Here is a 12,596-nt window from a genome sequence, read left to right on the forward strand (position 1 = left end):
AAAATATTAACAAAGATTACTATTTTCCATTTCTCATCACTAGTGCGCTCGTCAGACGCGATTATGACGTGGAATCGATGCATTCGGAAACGTGAAACAAGGGGCCATCCTTAGGTCATCTGCATCATAGATGACTTTCAAGGACAGCCCCTTCACTATGCGCCTTGCCGCTGCACTTTATCGTGCTGTGAATACGACGCGGAACATGATAAGCAAACGGTTAGTGAAACGTGCAGCTATGATTATTTGAGCTTAGCGACGCCGACCGCGATCTTCTCGAGCTGCGCCTTGGATACCATGGCGTCCGGGGAACTGATCGTAACGAAGCGGTCGTCAAGCGGGAAGGTTAACATCGCAACATCGCTAGGCGTATACCATTTGGCCTTGACGCCATTCGATAGGGTCGCATCCTTGCTTTCGTAGTCGTACGAATAATCGCGAGGGGATACGTTGACCATCATGTGGGAGAAAACAAGATTCACGCCGTCGCCCGTGCCGACCGCCTTCTGGTACGCGTCGCCTTTGTTCATCAGCGTAGGAGCGTACGCGGTCTCGAATCCGTCGAAGCCGGCGAACGCTGCTTTGATTGCCTTGACCTGCGCCGCTGTATAAGCCACGTCGACCACGGGAGTTGTCGTACCCGTGCCGATGCGGATCTGCTGCGTCGCCGCGTCGTAGACGATCGGTACGTTGAGCGCGTCGCTTACCGCCCGTACGGGAAGATAGGTCGTGTCGTTATACGTGATCGGGGTCAACTTGTTGCCGTTCCCGTCCTTCGCGATGAAGTGGCTGCCGTTCACTTGAATGTCGAGACTGCCGTTCAGGTAGGCGGTGATCTTCTGCAGGTTGGTTCCGGCATACACGCCGCCCGCGCCTGCTACCGTCATCCCAAGCACCATTACGCCAAGTACAGATTTCTTCATCATGATTTTCATATGAGTCACTCCTTTAGGATTTAAAGTCGATAATTTGCGTCACCGGCAGCCCGTTCTCTCCGCCAACCGTCACGCCGAGCCGGGTGCCGGAAGGATTCCAACTGAGGGGATACTGCGGGAAGTAAGAAGGTCCGACGGGCGATACTTTGCCCGTGGCCGAGTCGTAAATGTACACGCCGTTCATGCCGCTCTTATCCTCGGCATAGACCGAGAAAGCTAGCATGGAGCCGTCCGGGGACCAAGCCGCGTCGTTAATCAGATCGCCCTTGCCGATCAGGTAGCCTTGCGCGCTGCCCGCGCTGTTGTACATCGTTAACTTGGTACCCGATACGCCTTCGGCGTAGGCGGCTGTGACCGCTATTTGGGTGCCGGTAGGGGATAACCGAAACGCTCCGGCTCCTTTGACAAGAGTCGTCGGAGCGGCGTCTCCCAGCGCGAAAGTCTTCAACGCTTGCTTGCCGTCCACGTAGTAGATTCGGCCATGGCCGGCTTCGAATTGCTCGAACGTCTCCACGTCGGAGTCATTGAGCGCAATCAATTCGCTCCGGCCATCCGCCTGAATGGCGTAGAGCTCGCCGCGGCCGTTCATGGAGCCCGCCGCCAAGATATAGGTGTCATCATCCAGCCAGCTGCCTTTCTCGAGGTAATTGTCGACCTTCACCGCGATGCTTTCCTGCGTGGATAGGTTCCGAACGTAGTTCGAAGCGGTGTATTTGTCGTGCCATTCCTGAACGAAGACGAGCTTGCCGTCGGGGGAGACCGTCTCCCGTACCGTCGCTCCAGGGGCGGACGGCTCTTGAAGGGGCAGCAACTGCCCTTGCGAGTCGGTGAGCAGGTCGACGTTCGTCTCGAAGTATTCGAACTTCGCTTCTTCCGTCTGCGTTGCGGCCTTCGTCATCTTCGTCAAGACGACGCTTACCTTGTCATCGTCCAACCACTTCGCAATCGCAGCGTCTTCCAGCCGATGAATGCGCGACACCGCGATATCCTCGTTCGGCTTGCGTTCGCTATCCTTGACGACGGTTAGCGTCCGACCTTCGTCAGGCGACAGGATCGACCCGCTGTCCGACGTGCTGCAACCGGCAAGCCCAGCTGTTACAGCAACTAAGATTCCGAGCGTCGCGATTCTCCATGCTCCGTCTTGCCCCATTGTCCGTACCCCCTGATCGAGCTGCAGGGATCATCGACTCGTCTCTTCTTTTGTTGTCTTGAGCGTCATCGGCGCCCCTGCTGACTCTAAATATAAAGGCCGGATATCTCCATTAGATATCCGGCTTGTATCGAACTTGTAAACATTTCAGCTCGCCGTTGTATCCGTGGCAGCGAAGAGCCTCAGCTCCAGGATGAAGCGCGAGCCTTCCGGCCCGGACTCGGCGAGATGAACCGACCCGCCTTGCTTCTCGGCGAGGCTTCGGACGAGCGGCAAGCCCAGTCCTGTGCCTCCCGTCTCGCGGGAACGGTCGTCGCTGACCGTATAGAACGGATCAAAGATACGCTCGCGTTCGCTTGGAGGAATCCCGATCCCGGTGTCGGCGATCTCGATCAACATGCGTTCGCTACCGTCGGCGCTTAACTTGACGACGGCGTTCGTAATTCGAATCGCTCCGCCTTCCTTGTTGTATTTCACCGCATTATCGAGCAGATTGAGCAGCATATGGCCAAGATTGTCCGGATCCGCCCATACATTTCCTTCTTCTAGTCTAGCCTCGATGCGGATATTTCTTGCGTCTGCTTTTACTTGAATGCGGCCGATCGCCTCTCTTAGCGCGGGAACGATCGGCAGCGAACGGCCCGCAGCCTGGAAGTCGTACACGTCCATCGAGGACAGCTTCAACGCCTTCTCCACGAGTCTGTACAGGCGTTGAGCTTCCTGGCGGATCTCCGTAGACGCCTTGTCCAACAGCTCCGGATCGTCGCTGTACATGCCGAGAAGGTCGGAATAGGCGAGAATGGCGGTAAGCGGGGTCTTCAGCTCGTGGCTGATGTTGCCGATGAACTGCTTCTGCTGCCGCTCCAGCTCTTCGAGCCGGGCGATTGCCTCGATCAGCTTCCGCTTCTCTTCCGTTAGCTCGCGTACCGACGAAGCGATGTTCTCGCTCATTTCGAAGATGCCTCTCGACAGATGCCCGAGCTCATCCTTGCGGATGACTGACGGAGCGGCAAGGTATCGGCCTTGCCCAATCTGGCTCGCGTCCTCGTTCAGCTTGGCGATGATGCCCACCTGGCGCCTCACGTACAGGAACCCGATCAGGAAGCCTGCCGCTAGAACGGCCCCGCCGGTCAGGAGGAACAGATTGCGAATGCGGTCGTAGAAGTCCCTCTGCTCCGCGAGAGAGCCGTGGAACTGGACCGTCCCCAGCCGCTCGTTCGCGTTATATAGCGGCGCAAGATAGAGAACGACGTCGCCTTCGGTAATATAAGCGGACTGCCCCTTCGCAGTGAAAGCCAGCGCATCCCGGACGTCGGCTTGCGGCTGGATCGGCAGCGACGTTCCGGCGAAGCTGCCGTCCGTCTTGTAGAGCGTGACGGCCATGCCGCTTACTTCGCCGATATCGACTGCGAGCTTCTGGCCGCTGTCGTCCATGAACGCGTCAGGCGCTGCGCGTTCGCCTGTCAGGAAGGCCTCGCGCACCCGCAGGTTCGCGAGATCTGCCTGGTGCTCGAACATTCGCTCCAGGCGGTTCCTCTGATCTTCGCGAATGCCCGCCAGCACAAGCGAGCTGAGCAGCGTCAGCACGAAAGCGAGCAGCAGAGCCAGCAGCAGGGAGATGCGCCACTTCATGCCGAAGAAAGGAGCTCGCTTCACGGCGTCTTCACCATTTTATAACCGACTCCATAAACAGTCTGGATCAAGCCGTGCGCGGCGCCCAGCTTTTTGCGCAGCCTCTGGACATGAATGTCGACGGTACGCGTTCCTCCCGCGAAGTCCATGTCCCAGACGAGCTCAAGCAGGTCCTCGCGGGTATAGACTCTCTCCGGATTGCGCGCGAGCAGTACGAGCAGCTCGAACTCCTTCGGGGTACAATCAAGGGCGTGGTCTCCGACCCGAGCGGAGTGGGCCGAAGGATCGATGACGAGCGCGCGGATCGTCAGAATCTCTCGCTCTGAATCGGCAGCCTTCGGCGGCATAGCGGGAGTCCGGCGTCGCGCGAGCGCCTTCACCCGGGCGATCAGCTCTCTCATGTCGAAGGGCTTAGTCATATAATCGTCGGCGCCCAGCTCCAGGCCGATCACTTTGTCCACGATGTCGTTCTTCACCGTAAGAAGCAAGATGGCCGGCCGATCCGTCCCGTCAAGGCGGCGGCATACTTCATATCCGTTCAACTTAGGCATCATGACGTCGAGAACAAGAACGTCGGGGCGGAACGAAAGCACCTTCTCGAGCGCCTCCTGGCCATCCGAGGCTGTCTCTACCTCGTAGCCTTCTCTCTTGAGCGCATACGCGATCGCTCCCGAGATGCTGGTCTCGTCATCAACCGCCAACACTTTGATCATCTTCGTCAACCTCCTCTTCTCTATAATGTGCCCGAATTCGTTCCCTGCAGATAAAGAGGCAGCCCCTAAGTCCACTTAGACCTGGGGGCTGCATGCTTTTTTGTTCTAATGGACAAAATTAACGGGCTCATACGCCTTGCTGCTGCACCTTGCGGCGCTTCATTACGCGGAACAGCATGCGCAAGAGCGGTGGAATGGCGAAGTAGATGAACCACGTTCGGAAGATCTGATAACCGGTCACGATCGATATATCCGCATTCACTTCATGCGCGATAATGCCCATCTGGTCCATGCCGCCTGGCGCGAGACTTAAGAAAGCGGTCGTGCTCGAGACGGCATGCAGCTTCGTAAGCAAGTAGCTGAAGCCGATCGTGCTGGCAATGAGCAGCGTACTGCTCGTGACAGCGAGCAAGGCGACGCGCCCCTTGTTCTGCAGCTTCTCCGGCTTGAGCAGCAGCCCGACATAAGTCCCGATCATGACCTGCGCGGCACTAAGCAGCCATGCGGGCAGAGCGGGGCCTTCGACTCCGAGCAAGTGAATGATCGCCGTAATGATCATTGGTCCGAGCATATAGGCGGACGGGAAGTGGATTCGATTCGCGAGCAGCGCTGCAGCAACCGAAACAGCGGCGTACAGCGCAACGACTCCCCAGCCTGTGCTGGCGACGGTCGCTGCATGTTCAACAACAGCGCTCACCGTATCTGCCGCAGCGCCGTTACTGCTGTCCCCGCCGAACATCGGACTGAACACCAGCACGGGTACGCAGAAAATAATCATAAGCAGTCGTACGACCTGAAGGAACGCAACGACCGTCAGGTCGATGCCTTTGGTGTCTTCCGCAAGCACGACCATCTGCGTAAGTCCGCCTGGAATGCTGCCCATTAAGACGGTTGGGAAAGGAAGGCCGGAGAGCCTTGTGATGATCCAGGCAAGCAGACAGCACAATAGGATCAGAATGAACGTCATCAGCGCCATGGTCGGCAGCTGATGGCCGATCTGGCGAAGTGTTGTCATCGTGAAGGTCAGGCCAATGGAATAGCCAATTAGAATGAGCGCGGTATCGCGAATCCAACTCGGCCACGACGGCCGAACGGCTTTCACCGCCCTAGATCCGATCAGGGTGAAGGTCATCGGCCCAAGCAGCCACGGAAGCGGGACGTGCAGCAGATTGAACAGCAGCCCGCCGACCAGTGAGAGAAGTACCGTATATAGAAGTCTTACAACAGGATGCGAAGTCACAGATGGATTACTCATATCTTTCAAGCAGCACGCTTATGCTTCCGAGGATGCGATCTCGGCGATACGCTGCTGCACCTCCTTGCCGCTGACAAGGCCGCCATGGTAGCAGATGACGTTGTCGATCTCGAATGCCGCCAATTTGCCCAGCGAGCGCAGTGCCTTTGGATAGTCCGGGGTGAAAGGCGGGTTCGGGCCATTCAGCACACCTTCTGCCGCAATCATCGCATCGCCAGCGATAAGCGTTTTGCTAGGCGAGTGATACAGACTAATATGACCTGGCGTGTGGCCAGGTGTATGGATAACCGTCAGTCCACCGCCGAACGACAGCGTTTCATTGTCCGATAATACGTTCGTTACATTCTCATGCTCGCCTGAGAAAACGTTCAAGAACGCTTGGCGCACCGGCTCGGGCATCGATTCCAACAGCGAAGCACGGCGTTCAGCACTTACCTTGATCAAAGGGGCAGTCGCGTTGATCGGTGCGCGGTCATCCTCATGTGCATAGACGGAGATTTCTCTTCCGCCTGGTGAATCCAGCCATTGCGGCAGCCCGCCGATATGATCGATATCTTGATGGGTCAGGATAATGCCTTGAAGCTTGCCCGCATCGAGCCCTGCTTCAGCAATCAACGCTTCAATCGCGCTTCGGCTGCCAGGAAGTCCTGTATCAATGATCCAGTAACCGTCCGCATCATAAACAACGGTTGGGTGGATCTGCATGTGACCCAGCTTTAATTCGAGCATCTCAATGCCTTGTGCAATTCGCATTCATTCTGCCTCCGCCAGCATGGCCAGCTTCGGCACACCTCCTCGTGGTTGGATTCATTTGGAATAAAATTGCAAACACCTAATGTTTTCACTATAGAACTATACCTAATCGAGTGTCAAATGAGGACATTCTCACTTGCAGCCATGAAGCAATCGCCCGCGTACATCGTCCGAAGACGTCGTACGCGGGCGATTGTCTCAGCGAAATTTATGCCTTATTTACGATCGGCTCGGGAAAACTCAGCAGCATGCGGAGACGTTGGCGGCGGCTGGCGAACAGCAGGGGCGTTCGATCGCTTAATCACTCTCGACACACGAAGACGGCCGGGCCCATATGAAGCCCGGCCGTCTTCGTGTGTTAACGACTCTATTAACATCGCGTTTAGGGCATTAGTAGCAATCAATTTAGGCATAAAGTCACGTCTTGCTCATACTCAATTCCTCTATAATAGGAATATAATCATTTCGACAGATTGTGCGAAATTCTTACATAATTATACTGAAAAGGTGAGGAGCAGGACATGATTTCTCCTTTTTTTAAAAAGAAAGATTCACCCGTTAAGCAACCTGAAGCGCAAGTGGCCGTGCCGGAATTAGAAGAGGAGAGCGTGATCTTATCCGAGGAAGAGATCGCCCATTTTGCAGCTGGGAAAGAGGAGGCTTCGCCGGTTGTGACATCGTTCAACAAGACGAATATGGACAAGCGGTCGCTCGATCTAGTCTTCGCCGTTGAGCAGGTCATTCAAGCCAGACAGCAGGCCGAGCGGAGCATACACGAACTGCAGGATCGTCTGACGCATTCGAGCGGTCATGTGGATCGCTTGAACCGTGAAGTGAAAGCGCTCAACCAAGTGATCAGCGATCGGGAGAAAAATGTTCTCGAGCTTGAACGCAAGCTGACGGACAAGAACTTGAAGGTCGATCAGGCGATGGAAGATTACCGGGAGCTGCAAAGCACGCTGAACGGGGAGATCGAAGAGCTGAAGAACGCGATCGAGCTGGAGCAGCAGAAGTATGGCAGCCTGCTTCAGAAGCATAATGAAGCGCTCGCCGATAAGGTGAAGGCGATCAATGAGTACGAAGATAAGCTGAACCGACTTGAAGTCGAGAATACCCATCTGAAGCAGAAGTACGAGGCAATGCGCGAAGAGAAGACATATCTGGCGAATATGATCAGCGATTTCACAAGCCGTATGTCCGCGCCGCTCGGACAAGGGAAGAGCAATAGCTAAAATAATCGAATAGTAACGGTTCCTTGTCACAGAGATGAAGGCGGAGAGATGACAAGGGGAGGACGAGGGCTCTATGACACATGATACGATTCCGATGGTTGAGCTGTTATCGCTCAAGCAGTCGTCTAACCGTTACCAGATGGAGATCGCGATTACCCGCAGCGGCGGGGAAGCACACATCGCTTGGTTTGAGATGGACGATTTTACATATGGTCAGTTGTCTCTACTGCAAATGGAAGGGCATCGAATGCGGTTGTCGTTGTATGCCAAATGGGACCCCTATAAGCGGCATCATTACAGCACGATCGTACGAATGAAAGGCTCCTTCCAAGAGACGCTGTATTTTATTTGTTCAACCTCATATGCAAACAGGCTAAAGGAGCTGCGCGAGCAGCTGACATCAGGACAAGTCATCAGAGCCCTAGAACCGCAACAAGAGCAAGCAGAAACAACGGTAGATGCAATAGACATAACAATTGGAGCAGACGCTGCGAAACAGCGAGTGCGAACGAATAGGCTGCAGCGGCTCATCCCGCTGAGAAGCCGCGCGCTGCTCTGGAAAGCCTCATTAATAAGCTTGGTGCTGCTGCTTGCGATGATGTTCCGTATGCAGGAGCTCGTGTTTATCGACAGAGTCGATGCGATCGACGAGCATTCGCCGCAGTCGACGCGAGCCAGCCATCCGTCGATGGTCGTCGAGGCTGCTGTCAGCGACAGCGCGCTGGCATCACATGCAGTAGGATCGGCTAACAAAGTGCAGATCGAGCCGTTAGTGATGCCAGCGTCGCCTAAGTCGACGACTGCAGATGCTGGGGAGACCGAGACGAAGACGTCGGACGCGCAAGCGGAGCCGAAGCAGCCGGCCAAGGAACAGACCCCTGCGGGAGAGAAGAAGCCCGTGAAGGCGGAAGAGTCGACGACGCAGACGAAGGATACAGCAAGCAAGTCCATCGTACAGCTCCAACAATTGAAGTCGGACGGATATACCTACAGCTTGGCCAAAGGGTATGTGGCATTGACCTTCGACGACGGTCCATCGGCATACACGAAGCAGATCGTCGATATTTTGAAGGATAACGAGGTAGCCGGCACTTTCCTCTTCATCGGGAAGAATGCGAGTCATAACCGCGATGCTGTCCGCTATGCGGCCGAACAGGGCATGTCGGTCGGCAATCATTCTTGGGATCACAGCAAGCTGACGAAGCTAGGCGATAAAGCAAAGCTGGCGAACATTACGCAGACGAATGATGAGCTGACCGGCGATGGGGCCAAGCAGGTAACGCTGTTCCGGCCGCCTTACGGCCTCATTAACAGCGCGCTCGCTGCGCAAGTGAAGAAGCAGAAGATGAAAGTGCTCATGTGGAACCGCGACCCGGAGGATTGGAATGCGGATACGCGTGATGAAATTTTAGATTATTTCGAGAAGGTTAATCCTTCCGGCGGCATCTACGTGCTGCACGAGAAGAAGCATACGGTTGAGGCGCTTCCTGCCATTATCGAATACTTGAAGAAGAAACAGCTGAAATTCGTTATCTTCGAATAAAATCATTCCGTAACGATCCGCTGCCCACTAGGGTGGCGGATTTTGCTTTGTAAGCGAACCCGGCGAATCATTTGGGATATGCATAATCATCTCGTTGTAGACGAGCCGGTTCCTTGTCATAGGTTCGTATGGGCAAGCGGGAGGGATCGTTGATGAAAAACAGCCGACAGATTGGGATCTGTCGGCTGCACTTACAATTGATAATCTATCGTTTGATAGGTTAGTTCATCTGCATGATCGCAATTCCAAACGCACTAAAGCCTGATATTGGTTCCACAGTAAATTCAAGCGAACCGCCGCTAGCGCTCCAACCTCTGATGTCTCCACCGGCGGTGATGAATGGAGCGAAGAGGCCGCTGCCTAGTAAGCCGGAGTCGAAAGTTATTTTGATGTATCCGTTCCCTTGTAGCACTGCCGTAAAGCCGCTGCCGGCGAGGATAGTACCGGTATTGCTAACGACGCCAGTGAATGTCTTCACGCCGTCGCCTTTAACGCCCTGAATGCCTTGTAGCCCTTGAGGACCTTGCGGGCCAGTAGCGCCTACTGGTCCAGTAGCACCAATTGGCCCAGCAGGACCGATGTCGCCCTGATCCCCTTTTTCACCTTGAAGACCCTGAGCGCCAGTGTCACCTTTTGGACCTTGGGCACCCGTCGCGCCTGTCGCACCGACTGGACCGGCAGGTCCTGCGTCGCCTTTAACGCCTTGAAGCCCTTGGGCGCCAGTGTCGCCTTTCGCACCTTGGGCACCTGTCGCACCGGCAGGACCTGCAGGTCCTTTGTCGCCTTGAATGCCTTGCGGACCTTGAGCGCCAGTGTCGCCTTTTGGACCTTGGGCACCTGTCGCGCCTGTCGCACCGACTGGACCAGCAGGTCCTGTGTCGCCTTGAACGCCCTGCAGGCCTTGGGCGCCAGTGTCGCCTTTCGCACCTTGGGCACCTGTCGCGCCAGTGTCACCCTTCGTGCCTTGAGCGCCTGTCGCTCCTGTAGCACCCGTGCTTCCCGTCAGACCGGTGTCGCCTTTATCTCCCTTGTCGCCTTTCGGACCGATCACGTTCCACGAAATCAGCGTCTCTGCTTTCGTGCAGGTCGGTTTTTTCCCTTTCGTTAGCGGAGCCGTGTTTGGCAGCAGCAGACGCATCGTTCCATCCTGCTTGACGCATGCCTCCAGCACTTGCATCTCTTTAGTGGTGGACGTTTTCGTAGTTGCTGCGTACACACCAACACCCGAAATACATAAGAACATAATAACCATAATCGCAATAAACAGCTTTCGATTAATATACATGGACAATGGCACCCGCCTACAAAGTAATAAGTTACGAAACGAATCATAAATGAACGGTAAATAATCGTCAATATGGAGGCAGGGTGCATGTGAAATAAAAAACGCCAGCGAGCAAAATGCTCACTGGCGTCCTAATTATAATTAGTGTGCGAGTGCGAACAGGCCGTTAATGTGCGACAGGTAACGGATGTTGGAAGCTTCCTTCATCAGCGAAGCAGGCAGACCTTTGAGCTGCGTGTTGTTGCCACCGATGGAGCCGACGCCGTCCTTGCGGCCCAGGCTTGCAAGCGTACCGGAGAATACAGGATTGAATTTCTCCATAGCGCCGCCGCGGATTGCTGCAGCCAGGTTCAAGCCGACGAGCTCACCCATTTGCCATGCCAGCTGAGCTGTTGGCGGGTAAGGACGTTCGCTGCCCTCTGGGAATACAACCGCGCAGTCGCCTGCGAGGAATACGTTCGCGTGCGAAGTCGATTGCAGCGTAGGCGTAACCGTGGAACGACCGCGGTCTTCTGCAAGTCCGCAGCTGCCAACGATCGGGTTGCCTTTAACGCCGCCCGTCCAGATGATCGTGTTGGACTCGATTTTGCTTCCGTCCTTAAGCGATACCGTATCTTTGGAAGCCTCCGTAATCGCGACGCCCGTCAGGAACTTGATGCCGCGCTTCGTCAGGCTCTCAACCGAACGCTCGATCAGCGGTTTAGGCAGCATCGGGAGAATGCTTGGGCCTGCTTCTACGCAGTAGATGCTGATGTCGCTGAAGTTGATGCCCTTGCTGCGGCAGATCTCCGGCAGTTTATCAGCGAATTCGCCAACGAGCTCTACGCCCGTCAAGCCGCCGCCGCCGACAACGATCGTAGCGTCTTTCTTGTCGCCCGATTTCTTGTAAGCGTCAAGACGCGCTTCAACGTGAGCGCGGATTTTGTTCGCGTCAGCAGCCGATTTCAGCACGAGGCTGTTCTCTTCGAGGCCAGGGATGCCGAAGTAGTTCGTTTCGCTGCCAAGTGCAACAACGAGGTAATCATACTTCAATGTGGAACCGCCATCGAGAACGACTTGGTTCTCGTTAGGGTTAATGTTCTTAACGGAATCAACGAGAACGTTGATGCCTTTGCTGCCCAGCAGTTTATTCAGCGGAAGCGCTACGGCGCCTTCTTTGATCGTGCCGCCAGCCAGACGGTGAAGCTCGGTAATAATTTGGTGAGTAGAGAAACGGTTTACAAGCGTAATGGTTGCTTCTGCAGCAGACAATTCCTTGCGCGCGGACAGCGCTGCAAGGACGCCGCCGTAACCGCCGCCCAGAATCAAAATTTGTTTCGACATGTCCATCCTCCATTCGTACTCAACGACTATCGTTGGTTGTGGATCTTCAATCGCGTGCTGCGATGCTTATTTCCGTTCAGCCAGTACGTTCAAGAAAGCTTGCGCGAAGCGAAGCGTCTTTTGAACTTCTGGATCTTTGAGCATTTTGAGCATACCGAACAGACCGACTGTCGTCGTATCCGCTTGCGCGCGCTCGTTCGCTTCCATAGCTGCTGCAGCGATGCCTTTTGCTTTCTCCGTGACAGGCGTTACGAATTCGCCGATACCGTGCGCGAAGTCGTTGATGAGCACCTTATCCGTAGCGATGTTGTACGCGAAGTCATAAGCCTTCGTGAGCGTCGTCACCATCTCGGCCAGCTTCGGCAGATTGTCCACCAATACAGTCAAGGATTGCTGGATTTCTGGATTCGTCAATTGTTCAAGCACGTCTAACGGTTTGGATTCAACAGATTGCGACATGAGAACGTCCTCCTTTACGTTGAAATAGGTTAGGTTTAGTCTTCTCGATTGTGCCAATCACTAACGCGTATAATTGTTGAATAGTTTGCAACATTTTTCACAAAAGAAATCGCAGCATAGGCGTTGTTCTCGGTGAGTGGCAAAATGCTTTAGCGACGATGACCTAATCGGTTTGTTTACCTATGTTATATAGTTTACACCTTTTTGTTTCGAAATTAAAAAGTTTTTTTCAAAATGAAAGGTAATTTTAATGCAAACGGTAACATTATGCATAAGTGTTACATTTAGGACCAAACTATGACGGGCCATTCCGAGC

At 54.7% G+C, this 12,596-nt stretch carries 11 protein-coding genes; 2 read left to right on the forward strand and 9 right to left on the reverse strand.

The window, feature by feature from the left end; translation table 11 throughout:
* Positions 1-242: 242 nt before the first annotated feature.
* The 6 genes from SBI19_RS16605 to SBI19_RS16630 all read right to left on the reverse strand — a co-directional run bounded on the left by SBI19_RS16605 (position 243) and on the right by SBI19_RS16630 (position 6,438).
* Positions 243-935, reverse strand: a complete 693-nt coding sequence (locus tag SBI19_RS16605) for a stalk domain-containing protein (RefSeq protein ID WP_317970130.1) — start codon at positions 933-935, stop codon at positions 243-245.
* A gap of 13 nt (positions 936-948) precedes the next feature.
* Positions 949-2,085 (reverse strand): TolB family protein, encoded by a 1,137-nt coding sequence (locus SBI19_RS16610; RefSeq protein WP_317970131.1) that lies wholly within the window; start codon positions 2,083-2,085, stop codon positions 949-951.
* A 147-nt stretch (positions 2,086-2,232) separates the two neighbouring features.
* Positions 2,233-3,717, reverse strand: a complete 1,485-nt coding sequence (locus SBI19_RS16615) for a sensor histidine kinase (RefSeq protein WP_317970212.1) — start codon at positions 3,715-3,717, stop codon at positions 2,233-2,235.
* 20 nt (positions 3,718-3,737) lie between these two features.
* Positions 3,738-4,430 carry a response regulator transcription factor gene (locus SBI19_RS16620; protein WP_317970133.1) on the reverse strand — a complete coding sequence of 231 codons (693 nt, stop codon included), beginning with the start codon at positions 4,428-4,430 and terminating at the stop codon, positions 3,738-3,740.
* A gap of 127 nt (positions 4,431-4,557) precedes the next feature.
* Positions 4,558-5,670 carry an AbrB family transcriptional regulator gene (locus SBI19_RS16625; protein WP_317970135.1) on the reverse strand — a complete coding sequence of 371 codons (1,113 nt, stop codon included), beginning with the start codon at positions 5,668-5,670 and terminating at the stop codon, positions 4,558-4,560.
* 33 nt (positions 5,671-5,703) lie between these two features.
* A complete protein-coding gene (locus SBI19_RS16630) occupies positions 5,704-6,438 on the reverse strand; it encodes an MBL fold metallo-hydrolase (protein WP_317970136.1) in 735 nt (244 codons plus the stop codon).
* Positions 6,439-6,959: 521 nt separating this feature from the next.
* On the opposite strand from SBI19_RS16630, the gene SBI19_RS16635 reads away from it, so the two are divergent.
* Complete coding sequence (locus tag SBI19_RS16635; protein ID WP_317970138.1) at positions 6,960-7,670, forward strand: hypothetical protein; 711 nt, start codon at positions 6,960-6,962, stop codon at positions 7,668-7,670.
* 73 nt (positions 7,671-7,743) lie between these two features.
* Positions 7,744-9,213 (forward strand): polysaccharide deacetylase family protein, encoded by a 1,470-nt coding sequence (locus SBI19_RS16640; protein ID WP_317970140.1) that lies wholly within the window; start codon positions 7,744-7,746, stop codon positions 9,211-9,213.
* A gap of 220 nt (positions 9,214-9,433) precedes the next feature.
* Here SBI19_RS16640 and SBI19_RS16645 read toward each other — a convergent pair whose 3' ends face one another.
* From SBI19_RS16645 to SBI19_RS16655, 3 genes are all read right to left on the reverse strand, one after another.
* On the reverse strand, positions 9,434-10,498 hold the full coding sequence (locus SBI19_RS16645) for a collagen-like domain-containing protein (protein WP_317970142.1): 1,065 nt from the start codon (positions 10,496-10,498) through the stop codon (positions 9,434-9,436).
* A gap of 141 nt (positions 10,499-10,639) precedes the next feature.
* A complete protein-coding gene (locus tag SBI19_RS16650; RefSeq protein WP_317970144.1) occupies positions 10,640-11,821 on the reverse strand; it encodes an NAD(P)/FAD-dependent oxidoreductase in 1,182 nt (393 codons plus the stop codon).
* 66 nt (positions 11,822-11,887) lie between these two features.
* Positions 11,888-12,280 (reverse strand): DUF1641 domain-containing protein, encoded by a 393-nt coding sequence (locus SBI19_RS16655; protein WP_317970146.1) that lies wholly within the window; start codon positions 12,278-12,280, stop codon positions 11,888-11,890.
* Positions 12,281-12,596 lie beyond the last annotated feature (316 nt).

It is taken from the genome of Paenibacillus sp. CCS19, assembly GCF_033239625.1.
Lineage (GTDB): Bacteria > Bacillota > Bacilli > Paenibacillales > Paenibacillaceae > Paenibacillus_T.